This is a genomic window from Paractinoplanes ferrugineus (assembly GCF_016862195.1).
Lineage (GTDB): Bacteria > Actinomycetota > Actinomycetes > Mycobacteriales > Micromonosporaceae > Actinoplanes > Actinoplanes ferrugineus.
In genome coordinates this window covers 53,464-72,650 of the sequence record NZ_BOMM01000038.1, presented here as the reverse complement: position 1 = coordinate 72,650, position 19,187 = coordinate 53,464, and the positions used below count along the sequence as shown (strand labels likewise).

Genomic DNA, 19,187 nt, shown 5'->3' with positions numbered 1-19,187 from the left:
CGATGAAGCTTCCCGTCTACGGACCTCGCCTGCGCCGCGTCGCCCGCCGGCATTTCGGCTGGCCGTCGCTGCGCCCCGGCCAGTTCAAGCCGATGCGCGCCGTGCTGCGCCGCAAGGATGCCCTGGTCGTCCTGCCCACCGGCGCCGGCAAGTCGGCGATCTACCAGATCCCGGCCGTCCTGCTGCCCGGTCCCACGGTGGTGATCTCGCCGCTGCTCGCCCTGCAGCAGGACCAGATCGCCGCACTGAACGAGCGCAACGACCCCAAGATCCGCGCGGTCCGGGTCAGCTCCGCCGAGACGCCGGCCCAGCAGCGGGAAGCGATCAAGGAGATCCGCGAGGGTCGCGCCGAGTTCCTGTTCATCACGCCCGAACAGCTCAGCGACCCCGAGCGGCTGGCCGAGGTACGCGACCTCAAGCCGGGCCTGATCGCCATCGACGAGGCGCACTGCATCTCGGCGTGGGGCCACGACTTCCGCCCGGACTTCCTGGCGCTGGGCGAGATGATCAAGGAAATGGGCCGGCCCCCGGTCCTGGCCCTGACCGCGACCGCGTCACCGCCGGTCCGCGACGACATCATCGAGCGTCTCGGCCTGCGCAACCCCGAGATCCACGTGTCCGGGCTCGACCGCGGCAACCTGTTCCTCGAGGTCTCCTACTGCGCCGACGAGGCCTACCGCTGGCGGCGGCTCACCCAGCTGATCGACGCGACGGAGCGACCCGGCATCATCTACGTCGCGACCCGGCGCGCGGCCGAGGAACTCGCCGAACGCCTGACCGAAGCGGGCTACAACGCGGCCTACTATCACGGCGGCATGGCGGGCGGCCTGCGCGAGGAACAGCACGAGGCATTCTCGGCCGACAAGATCGACATCATGGTGGCGACGTCGGCCTTCGGCATGGGCATCGACAAGGCCAACATCCGCTGGGTCGCGCACGTCGCCCTGCCCGACTCCCCGGACAGCTACTTCCAGGAGATCGGCCGCTCCGGTCGCGACGGCGCGCCGGCCCACGCGATGCTGCTGTGGCGCGCCGAGGACGAGGCCATCCAGCGCTTCTTCAGCGGCGGCGCGCCCGACGAGGAAGAGCTGCGGACGCTGGCCGCGGCGCTGCGCAAGGGCCCGCAGACGAAGACGGCGCTGAAGGAGAAGACCGGCCTCGGCCCGCGCAAGCTCGGCTCCTACCTCGGCCTGCTGGAACAGGTCGGCGCGGCGGTGGCCGGCTCGGCCAACAAGATGACGGTCCCGAACTTCGCGCCGCTGCCGGCGGCCGCGGCCAAGGCGGCCGTCAAGGAGCACGAGCGTCAGCAGCTGGTCACCCGCTCCCGCACCGACATGATGCGCGGCTTCGCCCAGACCGAGGGCTGCCGCAGTCAGGTGTTGCTGGCCTACTTCGGCGAGGAGCTGAAGAAGCCCTGCGGTCACTGCGACAACTGCGCCCACGGCCTGCCCGAACCGTCCCCCGACCGGGCCGACGAGCCGTTCGCGGTGCACAGCAAGGTGAAGCACGGCGAGTGGGGCGGCGGCACAGTCATGGGTTACGAGGAGGAGCGGATGACCGTGCTCTTCGACGAGGTCGGTTACAAGACCCTGTCGGTGCCGGTGGTGGTCGCCAACAAGCTGCTGACCCCGGTCAAGGGCTAAGCGGCGAACAGGGCCGCGGCGACCGAGTCGGCCACCTCGTCGGCCCGGGTGAGGGTGGCGGTGCGCAGGACGTCCGGGGTCGCCGCCGGATCGGTCCAGCGCAGCACGACGCGAATGCCGGTGTCGAGGACCAGGCCGGTCACCGCGGCCGTGCCCTCGGCGTTACGCACCACATAGCAGGAGGAGCCGGCGGGCAGCGCCCGGTCGGCGCCCACGGTGCCTTCGCAGCTCTTGTCGGCGCCGAGCTCGGCCAGGAATCCGTCGGCGCCCGGCCGCCGCAGGAGCAGGCGCAGGTAGCTGATCTCGGGCGCCCTCGAACCGGCGGCCGGAGTGAAGACGCAGTCCACGCTCGTCGCCGAGGCCCGGGTGGCGGACGGGCGCGGGGACGGCATGCCCTGATCGGCGAGGACCGCGGTGAAGGCCCCGCAGCCCGGCAACGCCTTGCCGGCCGCCGGCTGCGCCCGAGGTTCGTCCGAACAGCCCGCCACCGACACCACCACGACGACGGCGGCCACCAGCACGTTACGGATCACCGCGCGAGCATAGACATCGACGGTGCGGGTCAGCGGTCGCGGCCGAGCAGGGCGACCAGGAAATCCGCGCCGGGCCGGAACGGGCGCAGGTCCCAGGTGCTCAGCAGCACCTCGGGGAGCAGGCCGGCGGCCGCCGCGTCCTCGAAGAAGTCGTGGAACTCGTAGCCGCGGCCGGCTCCGAAGCCGATCACCGCCCGGCCGCCGTCGGCCAGGTGGGCGGCGAACCGGCGTAGCACCTCGGTCCGGGTGGACGGGGCGAGGAAGGTCATGACGTTCCCGGCGCAGACGATGACGTCGTACCGGTCGGGCCGGTCGAGCGCCGCCAGGTCACCGACGTGCCAGGTGGCGCCGGGGTGGTCGGTCCGGGCCGCCGCGATCAGCTCCGGGTCGAGGTCGACCCCGGTGACCTCGTGACCGGCCGCGGCCAGGTGACCGCCGACCCGGCCGGTGCCGCATCCGGCGTCGAGGATCTTGCTGCCGCGCGGCACCGTCGCGTCGATCAGCCGGGCCTCGCCGGCCAGGTCGTCACCCCGCGCGGCCATGTCGCGGAACCGCTGGATGTACCACCGCGAGTGGCCCGGGTTCTCGGCGATCTGCCGCAGCCACAGGTTGTCCTGGGCGGTCCCGCTGCTCATCAGCTCTCCCATTGCTTCGCACCGCCCGGTTCGCCGGGGTCTGTCGGCCACGCTAGACGAGCGGCCCGCCGAGGGCCCGCCGAGGGCCGGAGCAGCGGTCCGGTCATCTGGTCGATGAACAGCCGTCGGCCGACGACGGCACCGGGGTAGCGCAGCACCTCGGCGGCGCGGACACCGTAGCGGGCCGGGTCGCGTTCGCCTCCCCGGGACCGCGTAGCACGTTCGGGTTCGTCGGGGGATGATCCACGCCGTGCGCGGGTAAGGAAGAGCCCGCGCCGCTGATAACCGAACGTGAGGATCGATTCGTGACCGACGAACCGCTGTACTCGAAGCTGGGCTTCACCGACGCCGAGTGGGGGCTGCTGGTCGGCCTACCGCAGTCGGTACTCACCGCGGCCAGTGCCGCGACCCCCGACAGCGCCCGCAAGACCCGGGCCGAGAACGAGGCCGGCCTCGACGTGATCTCCGATGCCCGCGCGTCGGCGAGCCCGCTGGTGGCGGCGGTCGCCACCCAGCTCGTCTCCGCGGTCGGCGATCCCGAGCTGGGCGAGGCGCCGCCGGTGATCGAGCCGAGCGACCCGATCGGCTACGTCGAGGACGTGCTCGGCCGGGCCGCCGAGGCGAACGCGCTGCTCGCCGTGAAGGCCGAGCAGGCCGACGCGGAGACCTACAAACACTGGCTCGTCGAGATCACCGAGACGGTGGTCGGCGCGGCCAGCACCGGCGGCGTCCTCGGCCTCGGTGGCGAGACGGTGACCGACGACGAGCGTACCTTCCGTGACGACCTGGCCAGGGCCCTCGCCGACTAGGGTTCGAGGGTGGCCCTCGACGAGTACGCGCAGGCACGGCCGTCGGCCGCGCTCCGGCCCTATGTCGGGTTCTACACCGGCTACCGGCAGCGCGGCCTCGCGCCCGCGACTCATCGGGGGCTGCCCTCGCCGTACCTCACGCTTATCTTCACGATGGACGACCGGCTGGACGTCGCCGCCCACCCGGACCCCCGCCAGGCCCTCGGCAGTTACGACGCCCTGCTCGGCGGCCTGCACGTGACTCCGGCCCTGATCACCCACCCCGGGCGGCAGTCCGGGGTGCAGGTGGCGCTCCGGCCGCTCGGCTGCCGGGCGCTGCTCGGGCTGCCCGCCGCCGAACTGGCCGGCCTCGACGTGGACGCCGCCGCCGTGTTCGGCACCGCGACGGTCGCCGAGATCCGGGAGCGCGTGTGTTCGGCGCCGACGTGGGCGGCCCGGTTCGCCGCGCTCGACGAGGTCCTGGGCCGCGGGTTACGCCCCGGCGAGGTCCCGGCCGAGATCACCCATGCCTGTCGGCGACTGCTGAACGACGACACCACGGTGGCCGCCGTCGCCGCCGAGATCGGGTGGAGCACCCGCTATCTCACCGACCGGTTCCGCGCCGAGGTCGGCCTGCGCCCGAAGGAGGCGGCCCGGGTGGCCCGCTTCGACCGGGCCCGCCGCGCCCTGCGCCCCACCACCCGGCTGGCCGACATCGCCGCCGGGCACGGGTTCGCCGACCAGTCGCACCTGGTGCGCGAGTTCCGGGCGTTCGCCGGCTGCGCCCCGTCGCGCTGGCTGGCCGACGAGTTCGGTTTCGTCCAAGCGCAGACCGCCCTGGCCGGGTGAGGATCGGAGCATGACGCAGACACCACCGCCGCAGGTGTGGCCCACGCTGCGGGCCACCGACGCCCGCGCACTCATTCGTTTCCTGGTCGAGGCGTTCGGCTTCGAGGAGACCGCCGTCTACGGCGAGGGCGACCGGGTGGACCACGCCCAGCTGTCCTGGCCGCTCGGCGGCGGCGTCATGCTCGGCTCGGCCGACCGCGGCCCCGACGACAAGTGGCCGCTGCGGCCCGGCACGTTCGGCGCCTACGTGGTCACCGAGGACGTGCCGGCGCTGCACAAGCGGGCGGTGGCGGCGGGCGCCGAGATCCTCCAACCGCCCGCGGACACCGATTACGGCTCGAGCGAGTTCCTCGCCCGCGATCCCGAGGGCAACCTCTGGTCGTTCGGCACCTATCGCGGCGAGCCCGGCTCAGTCGCGGCTCAGTAGACCCTGCTCGAAAGCGGCGGCCACGGCCGCCGCTCGATCGCGGACGCCCAGTTTCGCGTACGCGTGCAGAAGGTGGGTCTTGACCGTGGCCTCGCTGATGAACAGGCGGGACGCGGCCTCGCGATTGCTGTTCCCGCGCGCGATCAGCGTGAGCACCTCGATCTCGCGCTGGCTCAGCGGTTCCCGGGCGGGCGAGCGCAGCGAGCCCATCAGCCGGCCGGCCACCGCCGGGGAGAGCACCGACTCGCCCCGGTGCGCCGCCGTGACCGCCCGGAACAACTCCTCGCGCGGGGTGTCCTTGAGGAGATAACCGGTCGCACCGGCCTTGATCGCGGGCAGCACGTCGCGGTCGGTGTCGTAGGTCGTCAGCACCAGCACTCGCGCGGTCGAGCCCTGTTCGCGCAGGGCCACGATGGCGCGCACGCCGTCCATCTCCGGCATCCGGAGGTCCATCAGCACCACGTCGGGCGAGACGGCTCGGGCGACCGCGAGCGCCTCCCGCCCGTTGCCGGCCTCGCCGAGCACCTCGAAGCGGTCGTCGCCGGCGAACATGCCGCGCAACCCGTCGCGCACCACCGGATGGTCGTCGACGATGAGCAGCCCGATCACGCGGCGGCACCGATCGCGATGGCCGGCGCGCAGGCCGACACGGCGGTGCCGGCGCCGGGCTCCGACTCGACCTCGAGCGAGCCGGCGATCCGGAGCAGCCGCTCGCGCATGGCGGCGAGCCCGAAGGACGCCTCGGACCGCGGGGCGGCCGGGTCGAAGCCGGCGCCGTCGTCGCGTACGTCCAGCGTGACCACGTCCTCCATGTAGGAGAGGGTGAGCGCCACCCGGCCCGCGCCGGCGTGCCGGGCCACGTTGGCGAGGGCTTCCTGCGCCGTACGCAGAAGGGTGGTCTCGATCTCGGGAAGCAGGGACCGGGGTGTGCCGGTGGTGATCAGCTCGGCTCGCACGTCGTTGCGCGCCGCCCAGCCGGTGACGACCTCGCCGATCGCCTCGGGCAGGGCCGACGCCTCCAGGGTCTGCGGGCGTAGCGCCTGCACCGAGCGGCGGGCCTCGGTGAGGCTCTCCCGGGCGAGCCCCTTGGCCGCGTCGAGGTGGCGCCGCCAGCCGGCCGATCCCCCACCGGCCGCGTCGGCGGCCTCGAGTTGGGTGACGATGCCGGTCAGGCCCTGGGCGAGCACGTCGTGGATCTCCCCGGCCATCCGCTGCCGCTCGTCGTGCACGCCGGCCTCCCGCGCCTGCGCCAGCAACTGGGCGTGCAGGCCGGCGTTCTCCCGGAGCGCGTCCTCGAGCCGCCGGTTGGCCTCGGCCAGCTCCTCGATCATGGCCCTGCGCTTCTCGTGCTGCTCGTGCGTCATGGTGGTCAGGAACGTCATGGCGTTCGCGATTGTCAGGTTGAAGGCCAGTACCACCGCGAAGTAGCCCCAGGAGTCACCGACCCCGAGCTCCTGGAAGCCGCCGGCCTGCGAGACCGCGGTGGCGACGGCGACGAGGGTGCCACCGACCGCCCGCGGGCCTCGGCCCCGCAGGGCATAGGCGGTGAACAGGTAACCGGTCCAGGCGAAGAAGCCGAAGAGCGAACTGCTCCAGACCAGCAGGTAGATCAGGACCACCAGGCCGGCGAAGAAGATCGTCATCCGCCGCCGGTCGTCGGCCCAGCCCGGGTGCAGGTTGATCCACCAGAGCATCCACCCGACGCTGGCCGCCACGAGCAGGCCGATGTACCGGTAGGGCAGATGTGGATGGCCGTCGCCGGTGAGCGGCACGAGCAGCGCCGAACAGGCAAGCGCACCGTAGGGCACATAGGTCAGGGCCAGGTCGAGCCGCCGCCGCCAGACCTCGAGCCGGGCCACCGCCGACTGATCCGTCATCTGCGTCAACCTTTCAGGACCAGCGGAACAGGCGGCCCGCGGCCAGCCCGAAGACGACCAGGTAAGCCACCAGAACGGTAGCGGACAGGGCGCTCGGCCAGTGCCCCGTCATCGCCTCGTGCACCGCCCGCTCGCCGGCGCCCAGCGGGGTGAAGTCGCCGATCCGCTGCAGCACCTCGGGGAACACCTCGCGCGGCGTCCACAGCCCGGCGAAGAACATCGACGGGAAGAACAGCAGCGTGCCTATCGCGTTGGCGGCCTTGCCGGTCGGCGCCAGGGCGGCGATGAACAGGCCGATCGCGAAGACCCCGAGCGCGGCGAGCAGATAGGCGAGCACGAACCCGGCGAAGTGCGCCGGCAGCGGCACGTCGAAGGCGATCCGGCCGACCGCGATCGCCAGGGCGGCGGCCACCACCGCGGTCAGGAGCGCGGCGGCGAGTTGCGCCGAGAGAAGAGTGCTCGGGCGTACCGGCGTGGTGGCGAGCCGCCGCAGGATGCCCTTCTCCCGATAACCGGCGAGCACTGTCGGCACGACCTGCAGGCCGAGTGTGGCCAGCGACAGGACGGCGGCGATGCCGACGTAGAGGTCGATGACGCGGGACCCGCCGAGGTCCGCCGACGGCTCGCGGAAGGCCGGGATGCAGCCCAGGATCACCACCAGGACGGTGGGAAAGAGCAGCGAGAAGAACGTCGGCAGCGGCTCGCGGAGCAGCAGCTTGATCTCGGTGACAGTCAGTTTGGGGAAGACGCGCATGGTCACTCCGTTCCGTCCTGGCCGGTGAGGCGGACGAACGCGTCGTCCAAACTGGCCTGCTCGACCCGCAGGTCGTGGGCGATGATCTGGTGGGTGGCGAGCACCGAGGTGACCGCGTGCAGCAGGTTGCCGGTGCCGACGACCTCGAGCTGGCTGCCGTGCCGGCGCACCTCGCGCACCTCGTCGAGGGTGGTGAACAGCTCGTCGTCGAGCGGCACCGACGGCCGGAAGCGGATCCGCTGCTCGACGGCGATCCCGGCGATCAGGCCGGCCGGGGAGTCGAGGGCGACCACCTCGCCGCGGTCGATCACGGCGATCCGGTCGCAGAGCCGCTCGGCCTCCGCCATGAAGTGGGTGACCAGCACGACCGTGACGCCGGTGGCGCGGATCGACTCGATCAGGTCCCAGGTGTCGCGGCGGGCCTGCGGGTCCAGGCCGGTGGTCAGCTCGTCCAGGACGGCGATCTTCGGGTTGCCGATCAGGGCGAGGGCGATGGACAGCCGCTGCTTCTGGCCGCCGGACAGCTTCGCGTACCGGGTGGCGAGTTTGTCGCCGAGGCCGAGCTCGCGGGCCAGCGCCCGCCAGTCGGCCGGCTCGGGATAGAAGGTGCTGTAGAGCTCGAGCGCCTCGCGGACGCTGAGCTTCTCGGGGAGCTGGGACTCCTGCAACTGCACCCCGACCTCGGTGCGCAGCGAAGGGTCGTGGGGTGGCCGGCCGAGCACGGTGATCGTGCCGCCGTCCGGGTCGCGCAGGCCGGCCACGCACTCGACGGTGGTGGTCTTGCCGGCGCCGTTCGGGCCGAGGATGCCGAAGATCTCACCACGCTCGACGGTGAAGGAGACGTCCCGCACCGCGATCGTGTCCCCGTACTGCTTCCGCAAGTTCTGGACCTCGATGACTGCCATATATCGATGGTCACAGGAACGCTCACCCGCCGAATCGACCGGCGGGCGAGCGTTGGAGTCCACCAACTGGTGGATGCGGGATTACGCCACGGCTTCGTTCGGCGCGGCCTCGCCGGACCCGCCGCGCCGGCCGGTGACGGTCGCGTAGACCGAGCCGACCTGGGCGGCGACCCGCTTCCACGAGTACGCCTGGCGGGCCCGGTCGAGCGCGGCGGTGGCGTACGCGAACCGGCGGACCTTGTCGTTGACCAGCCGCCGCAACGCTCCGCCGAGGGCCCGCGGGTCGTGGGCCGGCACCAGGTCACCGGTGAGCCCGTCGACGACCGCCTCGGTCAGCCCGCCCACCGCGGTGCCGACGATCGGCACGCCGCAGGCCATCGCCTCGAGCGCGGACGACTCCAGGTCCTCCTGCCACGGCGCGGCCACCAGGACGTCGGCCGACCTGTACCACTTCGGCATGTCCCCGAACGGCACCCGGCCGACGAGCTTGAACCGGTCGGCGACCTGGAGCTTCTCGGCGAGCGCGCGCAGCTTGCGGGCACCCGGGTCGGCCGGCAGCGCGTCGGCGGCCGGGCCACCGACGACCACCACCTCGACGTCCGGCACCCAGCGCATCGCCTCGATGACGTCACCGAAACCCTTGCGCTCGACGAGCCGGCCGACCGAGAGGATGCGCAGGCGGTCCGGGTCGCGCTCGGCGGCCGGGCCCTCGGGCGTGAACCGGTCGCTGTCGACCCCGGCCGGAACGATCGTGAGCTGGGTCCGCGGGACGCCGATGCGGACGAGCCCGCGCGCCTCGTCCTGGGACTGGGCGACCACCCGGTCGACGGCCCGGCCGAGCGCCCGCTCGTAACCCGAGCGCGACGGCTTGCCGGTGCCGGCCGCCTCGATCTCACCGAGTTCGTGGAAGGACTGCACCACCGGGATGCCGACCTGACGGGCGGCGGTCACGGCGGCGAGGCCGCTGGTCCAGAAGTGGGCGTGCACGACGTCCGGCACCCAGGTGCCGCGCCACTGCTCCTCGAGCCACCGGGCGAACTCCCCCATGTAGGGCAGGAGCAGGTCGGGCGGCACGACGTGGGCCGGGCCGGCGGGCACGTGCACGACTCGTACCCCGCTGCTCGTGGTCACCTCGCCGGCCACCGCCGGGTCGTCGCGGCGGGTGTAGACCCGCACCTCGTGGCCGGATTCGGCGAGGGCCGCCGACAGGTCGGCGACGTGGGTCTGCTGCCCGCCGGCGCCCAGGGGGCTGGCGTGCTCCGAAATCATCGCGATGCGCACGTGGTCCCTCCGGTCCGGGCTGCGGTTCGCGGTGCAGTTGCCCCTAGCCCCAATTGGTAAACATCACGGGCCGTTATGCAGCGTAGCCGCTCCGGTCAGCCGTTGATGACGCGGTGTGCCGTGGTGATCACTTTGTGGTACAGCTCGCCGGTGATCTTCCGGTCCCGGGCGAGGGCGGCCCGCGCCGCGTTCGCGCCCGGCGCCCCGTGCACGCCACCTCCCGGATGGGCCGACGAACTGGCCAGGAAGAGCCGGTCGACGGGGGTGTCGGCACGGCCCAGACCGGGGATCGGACGCAGGAACAGCTGCTGATAGACGGCCGCGGTGCCGCCCCCGAGCGCGCCGCCCACCAGCGACGGGTTCTCCTGCTCCAGGTCGGCCGGGGAGAAGACGTTGCGCCCGGCGACCAGGGCGCCGAAGCCGGGAGCGTGCTCCTCGACGACCGCCTCCACCCGCGCCACGTGCTCCTCGATCTCGCCGGCCGCCCAATGCTTGCGGTGCGGCAAATGCGTATACGCCCACGCCGACTCGGTGCCGGGCGGCGAGTGCCGCGGGTCGGCCGTGGTCATCTGCCCGAACAGCAGGAACGGCTTGCCCGGAATCGCCCCGGTGGCGAGCTCGGCGGAGTAGCGGGTCAGCCCGTTCAGGTCGGCGCCCAGGTGCACGGTGCCGGCCCCGGCCGCGGCCGGGTTACGCCAGGGGATCTTGCCGCGTACCGCCCAGTCGAGCTTCACGGTCGCCCCGTCCCAGCGGAAGTGCTGGAGGTCGTCCACCACGCGCGGCGGCAGCCACCGCTCCCCGACCAGGTCCAGGAACAACGCGGGCGCCGGTACGTCGGCGAGCACCGCCCGACGCGCCCGCAGATCCCGGCCGCCCGCGGTGCGTACGCCCATCGCCCGCCCCCGGGCGATCAGTACCCGCTCGACCGGCGAGTCGTAGACGATCTCGCCGCCGCGCGACGTGAGCCGGTCCACCAGCGCGTCGGTGATCCGCTGCGCCCCGCCCTCCGGGACCGGCCAGCCGACCTCCTGGCCGAGCATCGCCAGCAACCAGCCGTAGATCCCGCCGCCGGCGTCGTCCGGCGACAGGTCGGTGTGCAACGCGCACCCGGCCAGCGCCAGGGTCGCGCCCTCGCCGCGGAAGAGCTCACTGCCCAGCTGCCGCACCGGCAGCAACAGCCGGCGCGCCATCCGCAGCGCCCCCGGCGCCCGCAGCCGCGTCAGCAGGTCCACCCCGGCGCGCACCGGCGGGAACGGCCGCAGGACCGCCTCGACGAGCGGTTCCGAGATGGTGCGCCACTCCTCGAAAGCACCGCGCCAGCGCTCACCGTCACCCGGCGCGAACTGCTCCATCGACGCCATGGTGACCGAGATGTCGCGACTGATGGTGGCCGCCCGGCCGTCCGGCAGCAGGTGGGTGAGCACGTCGGGGGCGTGCCGCCAGTTCAGCTCGAGGTCGAGATCGCGCAGCACCGGCGAGGCGATGCCGAGCGGGTAGAACGAGCTGAAGAGATCGCTGAGATAGCCGGGAGCGGTGACGAACCCGGAGCGAACCGCACCACCCGGCCGCGGCGTCGCCTCCACGACCGTCACCGACCAACCGGCGTCGGCCAGCAGGTTCGCGGCCACCAGACCGTTGTGTCCGGCTCCAACCACGATCGCGTCTGTGATTTCCATCAGCCCTCGTCTCGTTTAGCACTCGATCACCCGGGCACGTCCTGAATAACACCACGGCGGGGAAACACAACAGATAGGGAGTCACCGTGAGTACCGTGACCGAGTTCGTTGACGTCGACGTACCCGTGCGCACCGCGTACAACCAGTGGACCCAGTTCGAGGAGTTCCCCCGGTTCATGGATGGAGTCACCGAGATCCGCCAGATCGACGAGACCCACATGCACTGGAAGACGGAGATCGGCGGCGTCAAGCGCGAGTTCGACGCCGAGGTCACCGAGCAGCTCCCCGACGAGCGGGTCGCCTGGAAGTCCACCGACGGCGAGAAGCAGGCCGGCGTGGTCACGTTCCACCGGCTCGACGACACCAAGACCCGGGTCACCGTCCAGATGGACTTCGAGCCGGACGGCATCGTCGAGAAGGCGGGTGCCGTGCTGGGCGTCGTCGACCACCGGGTCAAGGGCGACCTGGGCCGCTTCAAGGAGTTCATCGAGAGCCGCGGCGGCGCCGAGACCGGTGCCTGGCGTGGCGAGGTCGACCGGCCCGGCGTCTGACCGGGTTGATCGGCCCGGAACGGGGGTAGCTTGACGCCATGACGCATCCGACAGACGACGGCGTGTGGCGCGACGAGGAAAAGCTCCCGCTCAGCGAGCTCGACAAGGCCATGGCCACCTGGGACACCGACGGCCAGAACGACCCGTCGGACAACGATTCCGGCATCGAGGTCACCGACGACGGGCCCCCGAGCACGACGGGCCACACCGGGCCGCACTGATTTTTTCAGTACGGGCGACCGACGTGTTCCGCTGGCACAGCGGGACCTCAGCGTCAGCACCGGCCGATCACCGAGCTTCCGGCCCGGCGGTCGGCCGGTCGGCTTCGGTCGGCCGGTCGCGCTGGACCGGCCGGACGCGTTCAGTCGGCCGGGCGCGGTGGGGCGGTCCGGACCGCGAAGCTGCCTACCGACGAGCGCGCTCTTATCCCGTACCCCGCAAGCGTCCCGGGCCGTGCCCCCACCTGCCGGACTGTTCCCGGTGCAGCGGGAGCCCCGCCCAGCCAGGAGCCGGCGCCCCGGTCCAGCCGGACCCGCAGCGGAGTGCCCGGCTCAGCGGTGATCAAGACGCCGCCCACTCCCCCGCGCAGCGTGATCGGAACGATCGTGTCCGGCTTCGGCAGCCGCAGCTCGACCAGGCCGGACGCCCCCAGGTCGAGCCGGGAGACCCGGCCCCGGCGCAGGTCCAGCTGCTGCTCCCCGGCGCCGGCCGGCAGGTCGAGCTGCCAGCGGACGTCCCGGTTGAGCACGATCCGCACCTCGTCCGGCCCGTCGCCACCGGTCGGCAGCAGGGACGCGACCAGGCGCCCGTTCGCGCCGGTGACCCGCGGCGCCAGACCGGAACCGGCAGGTGTGCTGATCCGGTAGAGCAGGCCCGGAAGCGTCGCCAGCTCGACCCGGATCCGGGAGGCGGCGTCACGCACAGTCAGGGAGCTGCCACTGCGGCCCCGCAGCGCGGCGACCGCTACCCGCTCCTCTTCCGGCGCTTTTCCCGGGGTCGGTTGCGCAGTTCTGGAAGAGCACCCGACCAAAGCGGTGAGCAGCAATAATGCGACCATGAGCCGAGCCGTTGAGCCGCGTGGACGCAATGCAAGGGGCACTATCGGACAACGGAGAATCGGCCGAACGGGTGACGGCGATCCGTCCCGATCGAGCAAGACTGTCCGAATGCAATCTGCTGGTTTCCTCTCCGAACGGCAGCGTCGTCTCGCCTGGGTCGGCTTCATGCTTGCCGCTTTCCAGGCCCCGCTGGCCGCCAAGTTCGTGGACGACGCTTCCTGGTTGTTCGCCGTCGTGGTCGCCCTCGTGGTGGCCACCGTCATCCTCGCCGACGACACCCAGCGCCGCCGCCCGGCGCCGATCGAGGAGTAGGCCTCAGCGAGCCTCGTGGCCCGGCCGGCCGTGGGTGCGCCGGCGTTCCTTCAGCTCCGCTTCGTAAAGATGACGGCGGCCCTCGGCGAGTTCGTCCCGGGCCGCCTTCTCCACCCGGCGAAGATCCGACCAGTAACCGTCGTCGTATTCCTCGACCAACTGGAACGTCCAGTGGCCGGGCGTGACGTTCCGCCCGATGAGCTCGTTCTGGATCCGCGCCGCCCACTGTTCGTGGCCGGCCTCCCGGAACAGCGACACCGCCTCGTCGAGCTGGAAGTCGGCGGTGCCGGTGAGCTGGTGCATCGAGTACAGGTGGCCGCGCACCCGCTCGGTCGTCTCGAGGGCCTCGCTCAGCTTGCCCAGGGCGAGCACCGTCAGATCGTCGAGCCCGGCCGGCCGCTGGTGTGCCTCATCCGGCTTCATCGCCGCCCTCTTTTCTTCTCAACCGTTCTGCACCGTTACGGAGAACCGTTCCATACCCCGGGCTCCGTAACTTTCTCCTCATGAATGGCCTGTTCAGCGGCGCTGCCGCCCGTGCTGCCCTCCGTTCCGCCAACGCCTGCCTCGCCGAGCTGCACGACACGGTGGGAGTCAGCGGCCTCGACGCCGCCGGCACCAACCCGGGTCTGATGGCCGTCGTCGACCAGCACGCCGCCGGGGTTCGCGACAGCCTCTCGGCTGACACGCGCCCGCTGACCGCGGTTCTGCTCGCCGCCTACGCCGAGGGCGTCCGCGACGCCGCCTTCACCCACGGCTGGCGTCCACCGGTCGGCCCGATCATCGACTGGTCCGCCAACGACTGGGTGATGACCCGCCTGCTGGCGGTGTGTTCCCTGGCTCGCAGCCTGCCCACCGCAAACTGACCTGAACCGCGACAGGCCATCCGTCACACCGGGGCCGGTGCCGGGGTTCTCCCCGGCGCCGGCCCCTCTCCTGTGCCTGCGCTTCTTGCGCGGTGGGCTCACTCCGGCTCGGGCCGGGCGCCGCGGGCGCTACTCGGGCTCGGGCCGGGCGCTTCGGGGTTCCTCGCCGGGCGGGATCACCTGGGTCGCCTCGATGCCCCCGATCACCTGGGTGTCGTTCGGGCCCGGGTTGATGATCGCCGTGGGTGCGGTGTCGGAGCCGGGCCCGGCCGATTCGCCGGTTTCCTCAACGTCCGGGACGCTCCGGGGCGGCGGCACGTGCTTCGCCGCTTCGGCCTGGGCGGCGGCTCGATCCGCCTCGGTGATCGGCTGGGTCTCGGCCACCTCGACGATGCTCAGCGTCCGGGTCGTGGCGTCCGGCCGGCTGGACTCCGGCCGGTTGAGCTCCGGCCGGCTGGACTCCTGGCGGGCCTGCTCGGCCTGCCGGGCCTCGTCCGCACGGCGCCGCTCCGCCGCCAGCTGCGATTCCGCCGCCAGCTGCGACTCCTCGGCCTGCCAGGCTTCCTGGGCCAGGCGTGCCTCCTCGGCCCGGCGGGTGCCCTCGGCCTGGGCGGCCTCCTCGGCCCGGCGCGCCGCCTCGACCCGCGCCTCCTGCGCTCTGCGGGCCGCCTCCGCTTGCCGGCGCTCCTGCGCGTACGCCTTCGCGTGCTCCCGAATCACCGTCGACTCGGTGCCGGCCCGTTCCAGCCACGTCTCCCACCGGTATTGCATGGGCCGGATCAGCCCGCCACCGACCCCGACGATCACCACGCCGGCCACCGTGGCGAGGACCGCGATGAGCAGCGGCCGGGTGACCGAGGTGGCGATCCGCACCTGGTCGAGGGCCGCGATCACGCCGAGCACCACGATCACGATGGCCACCGCCCGGGCGAGCACCCGCCCGTACCCGAGCCCACCCAGTGCCCCGCTGAGCAGATCGTGCACCGCCCCGGCGATCGCCGCCGCCACCACCACGATCACGATCGCCACGAACGCCCGGGGCAGCCACGCGATCAGGTCGGTGAGCAGTTCGCTCACCGGGTTGGGCCCCCAGAGGCCGAAGGCGAGCTGCAGAGCGAACAGCATGACCCCGTAGAACACGATCTTCGCGCCCAGGTCGGCGGCGCTGATCTTGGCATTCCGCAGCGCCCGGCCCAGCGCACCCCGGGACACCGCCCGGTCGAAGCCGGCCTTGTGCAGTGCCTTGCCGACCACGGTGCGCAAGACCCGCGCCACGACGTAGCCGACCACCAGGACCACGACGAAGATCAGCGCCTTGGGCAGGAACAACAGCACCGATCGCCACATATCGCTGAGTCCTTGACCCAGCCCGTTTCCGGTCATCGCACGCTCCCAGATCCCACCAGGCCGGTACCACACCGACACTGCGACCATAGGACGAAACGACAAATACCGCCCCTCGGAAAGGCTCCCGGCCCGGCCGGGCTCAGCGGGTGGGTGCGGCCTTGACCCGGTCCAGGCCGGCCGCCGGGAGGGCGCCGGGCCGGAAGTCGTCCGGCGGGCGGGCGGCGTCGACCGGGGCGGCGGACGTGGGAGTGACCGCCGGAACGACCGGAACGGCGGCCGGGCGGTGCAGCGCCGCGTAGCCCACCCCGCCGGCGAGGACCGCGGCGATCGCGGCCAGGCCGGCGATCGCGAACCGGCGACGACGACGGCCGCGCGGGGTGACTTGCTCGTAGTGGCGCGGTGCGGACAGGTCGATCAAGGGCTCCGCGTCTTTCACGGCGGGGACCTTACGTGAGCGAAACACGCCTTTGCCAAGCTCATCCTGTGTCAAAGGACAAACCGCACCGGCTCGTGCCGTCAGGAATCGGACGGTCGGACAGCTGGGCATCGTCCGAACGGCCGAGTCGGGCTACGCTTTCGAGCATGGCCGGGACGGGAGGGGTGCGCCCTTCACACTCTCCCACGCTGCCCTCGCAGCTGGGTGCGACCTTCCCTGCGCGACCGGCGGCCGCCGAGATCGTCCGCGATCTCCCTTGGGACGACACCCCGCTCGGGCCGCGCGAGAGATGGGATCCGGTCGTCACCGCGACCGTCGATCTGGTGCTGTCCTCGCCGATGCCGATGGCGTTCAGCTTCGGTGACAGCTTCGTGCTGATCTACAACGACGCCTACGCCGATCTGATCGGCACCCTGCACCCGGCGGCGATGGGCCGGCCGGCGGCCGAGGCGTTCGGGGAGAGCTGGCTGTCGCCGGGCCTCGGCGGGGTGATCGAGGAGGTCTACCGCAGCGGCCGGCCGTTCCTCGAGCCGGAGACCCAGCTGACCGTGGTGCGCGCCGACGGCGCCCGCCCGGAGCAGGCCTTCTTCACCCGGGGCCACTCGATCGTCAGCGATCGGCGCGGGCGCGCGGCGGGGGTGCTCACGGTGGCCGCCGAGACCACCCAGGTGACCCGCCGCCTGCAGAATCTCGGTGAGCTGACCTCGCGGTTGGCGGTCGCGCTCACCGTCGACGACGTCGCGCGGGTCGTCCTGGGTTATGCGCTGACCTCCTTCGACGTCGACCACTGCGTGTTCGCGGTGGACGACGGCAACATGTTCCGGTCGGTGCGCCGCATCCGGGGCGAGATGCTCGACGAGGCCGACGAACGGCTGCCCCCCGTGTGGAAGAGACTGCCCGACAACCCGCAGGCCCCGCTGGTCGCGGCGGCCCGATCGGGCCGCGCGTCGTTCGTGGCGGACGGCGAGCCGCTGCGTGAGGTGGCGAGCGACCGGCACGAGCGGCGCATCCGGGCGCTGGCGGTGCTTCCGTTGCGCACGGCGTCGTTGAGTGGCGCCCTGAGCATCGGTTACCGGACCGAGCACAACTGGTTGCCGGCCGAGCAGGCGCTGCTCAACGCGGCCGCCCAGCAGGTGGCGCAGGCGGCCGAGCGGGCCCGCCGGTTCGAGGCCCAGCACGGCACGGCCCAGCTGCTGCAGCGGAGCATGCTGCCCGAGCACCTGCCCGAGCTGGAGCGGTTCCGCATCGCGGCCCGCTACGACGTGGGGGTGGACGGCAACGCGGCGGGGGGCGACTTCTACGACGCGTTCCGGCTGGCCGACGGCCGGCTGGCGATGGTGCTGGGCGACGTGGCCGGGCACGACGTACGCGCGGCCGCGGTGATGGGTCAGGTGCGGGCCGCGCTGCGGGCGCTGGCGCTCACCGACGCCGACCCGCCGGGCGTGCTCGCGGGCCTCGACCGGCTGGTCGGTTCGCTGGGCGCCGAGTCCCGCAACGAGGAGATCTTCGTGACCGTCGTCTACGGGGTGCTCGACCCGCACGACGGCACGATCACGCTGGCCAGCGCGGGCCACCCGCCGCCGGTGCTGCGCCGAGCCGGCCAGGGTGGCGAGGCACCGACGGCCGAGCTGGTGAAGATTCCGCCGGGGGCGCCGCTGGGCCTCGGCGGCCGGTGGCAGACGGGCGTGGTGCGGCTGGAGCCGGGCGACTCGATCCTGCTGTTCAGCGACGGTGTGGTGGAGCGGCGCGGCCGGGCGCTCAACGACGGTCTCGACGCGCTCGTCGCGGTGGCGGCGGGGGCGCCCAGTGGTGATCCACGAAATCTGTGTGCGATCGCGACGGCGGCGGTGCCGGGCCCGACCGACGACGACGTGGCGGTGCTCGCGGTGGAACGCGCGGTGGCGCTGAGTCGATCGGACACCATGCTGGTGGCCGCGGAACCGACCGGCCCCAGCCGCGTACGCCAGTGGATGGGCACCCGCCTGCGCGAGTGGTCGGTGCCCGAGCAGGTGATCGGCTCGGCCATCCTCTGCACGAGCGAGCTCACCACCAACGCCCTGCTGCACGCCGGCACCCCGGCCCAGGTCCACATCGACCTGAACGCCGAGCGACTGCTGGTCTCGGTGGCCGACACCGGCACCCGGGGCAGCGTGATCCGGGCGCACACCGACGCGATGAGCAGCCGGGGCCGGGGCCTGAGCCTGATCGAGGAGTTGAGCGACTCGTGGGGCACCGATCCGTCGGTCCGGGGCTCGACGGTGTGGTTCGAGTTGCTGATCCGGTCCACTTCGGACTCACCAGCAAGTTAACGGTCGCGTTACAACCTCACTCCCGACCAACTACCTAGAGTGACTGAAAGCCTCTCCAAATCGGGCATTGAACCCCGAGGTAGTGACGAAGCGTATTGGGTGCCGTAAGGTCGTCATTCAAACCGGGGCATCCACGTGGGAGCGGACATGCGGATTCGAGGCTTTGCGCCATCCACCCCTTGCTGGGCGGAGTTGTCCACACCGGACCCCTCGCGCACGGCGGGGTTCTATGCGGACCTGTTCGGCTGGGCGATCGACGGTGACCAGTTCCGACTGGAGGGCCGTGCCGTCGCCGGCATCGTGCCGAGCCGGCCCGACCAGCCCACGGGCTGGTTGACCTACCTCGCGGCACCCGACCTGGACTACACGATCAGGTGCGTCGAGGCCGCGTACGGCCATGTGCTGATCCGCCCCGAGGAGCGCCCGGGCGGCCGCCGGGCGGTCGTCGCCGACTCGTCCGGCGCGATCTTCGGCCTGTGGCAGGCGGCCGGTTTCGCCGGTGCCCAGCTGCGCGGCGAACCGGGCACGATGGCCTGGTCCGACCTGCTGACCGACAACGCGAGCCGGGCGACCGCGTTCTACGGCTCGGTGTTCGGCTGGTCGCTGACCCACGAGTTCGGCAGCGGCGAATGGCTGACCGAGGCTCGCGACTCGGTGGCCGGACTGATCCCCGGGCGCTACGACGTCCGCTGGCAGCCGTCGTTCCAGGTGGCCGACTGCCCGGAGCTGGTCGCGCACGTGGCCCGGCTCGGCGGCCGGGTGACGGCGGGCCCGGTCGAGATGGGATTGGGTCGCTATGCCGAGATCATCGACCCGGCCGGCACCCAGTTCGCGATCACCGCGCCACTGCCGCGCCCGGTGGAGCTCGCGGTGGCGTACAACGACATCATCGGCCTGGAGCTGACGTACGGCGGCTGACCAGCTCATCAAGAAGGAGGGCCCG

Annotated in this window: 22 protein-coding genes; 10 read left to right on the top strand and 12 right to left on the bottom strand. The window is 72.3% G+C overall.

What is annotated here, in order from left to right; all coding sequences use genetic code 11:
- Positions 1–2 precede the first annotated feature (2 nt).
- Entirely contained in the window at positions 3–1,643 is a 1,641-nt protein-coding gene (locus tag Afe05nite_RS20450) for a RecQ family ATP-dependent DNA helicase (RefSeq protein ID WP_203818752.1), read from the top strand.
- Here Afe05nite_RS20450 and Afe05nite_RS20445 read toward each other — a convergent pair.
- Both Afe05nite_RS20445 and Afe05nite_RS20440 read right to left on the bottom strand, forming a co-directional pair.
- The gene (locus tag Afe05nite_RS20445) at positions 1,640–2,176 is read right to left on the bottom strand and encodes a hypothetical protein (RefSeq protein WP_203818751.1); all 537 of its coding nucleotides are present in this window, start codon (positions 2,174–2,176) and stop codon (positions 1,640–1,642) included. The genes Afe05nite_RS20450 and Afe05nite_RS20445 overlap by 4 nt on opposite strands.
- 29 nt (positions 2,177–2,205) lie before the next feature.
- On the bottom strand, positions 2,206–2,811 hold the full coding sequence (locus Afe05nite_RS20440) for a class I SAM-dependent methyltransferase (protein ID WP_203818750.1): 606 nt from the start codon (positions 2,809–2,811) through the stop codon (positions 2,206–2,208).
- A gap of 305 nt (positions 2,812–3,116) precedes the next feature.
- Between Afe05nite_RS20440 and Afe05nite_RS20435 the strand changes: the two genes are divergently transcribed.
- From Afe05nite_RS20435 to Afe05nite_RS20425, 3 genes are read left to right on the top strand one after another with little or no spacing between them, the layout of a single operon-like run.
- The gene (locus Afe05nite_RS20435; protein ID WP_203818749.1) at positions 3,117–3,620 is read left to right on the top strand and encodes a hypothetical protein; all 504 of its coding nucleotides are present in this window, start codon (positions 3,117–3,119) and stop codon (positions 3,618–3,620) included.
- A gap of 9 nt (positions 3,621–3,629) precedes the next feature.
- On the top strand, positions 3,630–4,448 hold the full coding sequence (locus Afe05nite_RS20430) for a helix-turn-helix domain-containing protein (protein ID WP_203818748.1): 819 nt from the start codon (positions 3,630–3,632) through the stop codon (positions 4,446–4,448).
- Positions 4,449–4,458: 10 nt separating this feature from the next.
- Positions 4,459–4,875, top strand: coding sequence for a VOC family protein (locus Afe05nite_RS20425; protein WP_203818747.1), 417 nt, complete (start codon positions 4,459–4,461; stop codon positions 4,873–4,875).
- Here the strand turns inward: Afe05nite_RS20425 and Afe05nite_RS20420 are convergent.
- The 6 genes from Afe05nite_RS20420 to Afe05nite_RS20395 form a co-directional block, all read right to left on the bottom strand.
- A complete protein-coding gene (locus Afe05nite_RS20420) occupies positions 4,858–5,484 on the bottom strand; it encodes a response regulator (protein WP_203818746.1) in 627 nt (208 codons plus the stop codon). The two genes, Afe05nite_RS20425 and Afe05nite_RS20420, sit on opposite strands and share 18 nt — an antisense overlap.
- A complete protein-coding gene (locus Afe05nite_RS20415) occupies positions 5,481–6,752 on the bottom strand; it encodes a sensor histidine kinase (protein WP_203818745.1) in 1,272 nt (423 codons plus the stop codon). The genes Afe05nite_RS20420 and Afe05nite_RS20415 overlap by 4 nt, the downstream gene beginning before the upstream one ends.
- 13 nt (positions 6,753–6,765) lie before the next feature.
- The gene (locus Afe05nite_RS20410; protein ID WP_203818744.1) at positions 6,766–7,506 is read right to left on the bottom strand and encodes an ABC transporter permease; all 741 of its coding nucleotides are present in this window, start codon (positions 7,504–7,506) and stop codon (positions 6,766–6,768) included.
- A 2-nt stretch (positions 7,507–7,508) separates the two neighbouring features.
- Positions 7,509–8,411, bottom strand: coding sequence for an ABC transporter ATP-binding protein (locus Afe05nite_RS20405; RefSeq protein ID WP_203818743.1), 903 nt, complete (start codon positions 8,409–8,411; stop codon positions 7,509–7,511).
- Between the two features lie 81 nt (positions 8,412–8,492).
- Positions 8,493–9,692 carry a glycosyltransferase gene (locus Afe05nite_RS20400; protein WP_203818742.1) on the bottom strand — a complete coding sequence of 400 codons (1,200 nt, stop codon included), beginning with the start codon at positions 9,690–9,692 and terminating at the stop codon, positions 8,493–8,495.
- A 95-nt stretch (positions 9,693–9,787) separates the two neighbouring features.
- Entirely contained in the window at positions 9,788–11,368 is a 1,581-nt protein-coding gene (locus tag Afe05nite_RS20395; RefSeq protein ID WP_203818741.1) for a phytoene desaturase family protein, read from the bottom strand.
- Between the two features lie 86 nt (positions 11,369–11,454).
- On the opposite strand from Afe05nite_RS20395, the gene Afe05nite_RS20390 reads away from it, so the two are divergent.
- Both Afe05nite_RS20390 and Afe05nite_RS20385 read left to right on the top strand, forming a co-directional pair.
- The gene (locus Afe05nite_RS20390) at positions 11,455–11,919 is read left to right on the top strand and encodes an SRPBCC family protein (protein ID WP_203818740.1); all 465 of its coding nucleotides are present in this window, start codon (positions 11,455–11,457) and stop codon (positions 11,917–11,919) included.
- A 38-nt stretch (positions 11,920–11,957) separates the two neighbouring features.
- Positions 11,958–12,140 (top strand): hypothetical protein, encoded by a 183-nt coding sequence (locus Afe05nite_RS20385; protein WP_203818739.1) that lies wholly within the window; start codon positions 11,958–11,960, stop codon positions 12,138–12,140.
- Between the two features lie 140 nt (positions 12,141–12,280).
- Here the strand turns inward: Afe05nite_RS20385 and Afe05nite_RS20380 are convergent, their stop codons facing one another.
- A complete protein-coding gene (locus tag Afe05nite_RS20380) occupies positions 12,281–12,841 on the bottom strand; it encodes a toast rack family protein (RefSeq protein ID WP_239118022.1) in 561 nt (186 codons plus the stop codon).
- Positions 12,842–13,085: 244 nt separating this feature from the next.
- Between Afe05nite_RS20380 and Afe05nite_RS20375 the strand changes: the two genes are divergently transcribed.
- Positions 13,086–13,289 (top strand): hypothetical protein, encoded by a 204-nt coding sequence (locus Afe05nite_RS20375; RefSeq protein WP_203818738.1) that lies wholly within the window; start codon positions 13,086–13,088, stop codon positions 13,287–13,289.
- 3 nt (positions 13,290–13,292) lie between these two features.
- Here Afe05nite_RS20375 and Afe05nite_RS20370 read toward each other — a convergent pair whose 3' ends face one another.
- On the bottom strand, positions 13,293–13,712 hold the full coding sequence (locus Afe05nite_RS20370; RefSeq protein ID WP_203818737.1) for a hypothetical protein: 420 nt from the start codon (positions 13,710–13,712) through the stop codon (positions 13,293–13,295).
- Positions 13,713–13,792: 80 nt separating this feature from the next.
- On the opposite strand from Afe05nite_RS20370, the gene Afe05nite_RS20365 reads away from it, so the two are divergent.
- Positions 13,793–14,152, top strand: coding sequence for a DUF6401 family natural product biosynthesis protein (locus tag Afe05nite_RS20365; protein ID WP_203818736.1), 360 nt, complete (start codon positions 13,793–13,795; stop codon positions 14,150–14,152).
- Between the two features lie 129 nt (positions 14,153–14,281).
- Here the strand turns inward: Afe05nite_RS20365 and Afe05nite_RS45115 are convergent, their stop codons facing one another.
- Both Afe05nite_RS45115 and Afe05nite_RS20355 read right to left on the bottom strand, forming a co-directional pair.
- Complete coding sequence (locus tag Afe05nite_RS45115; protein WP_239118021.1) at positions 14,282–15,535, bottom strand: mechanosensitive ion channel family protein; 1,254 nt, start codon at positions 15,533–15,535, stop codon at positions 14,282–14,284.
- A gap of 103 nt (positions 15,536–15,638) precedes the next feature.
- Positions 15,639–15,935 (bottom strand): hypothetical protein, encoded by a 297-nt coding sequence (locus tag Afe05nite_RS20355; RefSeq protein ID WP_203818735.1) that lies wholly within the window; start codon positions 15,933–15,935, stop codon positions 15,639–15,641.
- Positions 15,936–16,081: 146 nt separating this feature from the next.
- Between Afe05nite_RS20355 and Afe05nite_RS20350 the strand changes: the two genes are divergently transcribed.
- Both Afe05nite_RS20350 and Afe05nite_RS20345 read left to right on the top strand, forming a co-directional pair.
- Positions 16,082–18,244, top strand: coding sequence for an ATP-binding SpoIIE family protein phosphatase (locus Afe05nite_RS20350; protein WP_203818734.1), 2,163 nt, complete (start codon positions 16,082–16,084; stop codon positions 18,242–18,244).
- 192 nt (positions 18,245–18,436) lie between these two features.
- Positions 18,437–19,162, top strand: a complete 726-nt coding sequence (locus Afe05nite_RS20345) for a VOC family protein (protein WP_239118019.1) — start codon at positions 18,437–18,439, stop codon at positions 19,160–19,162.
- Positions 19,163–19,187 lie beyond the last annotated feature (25 nt).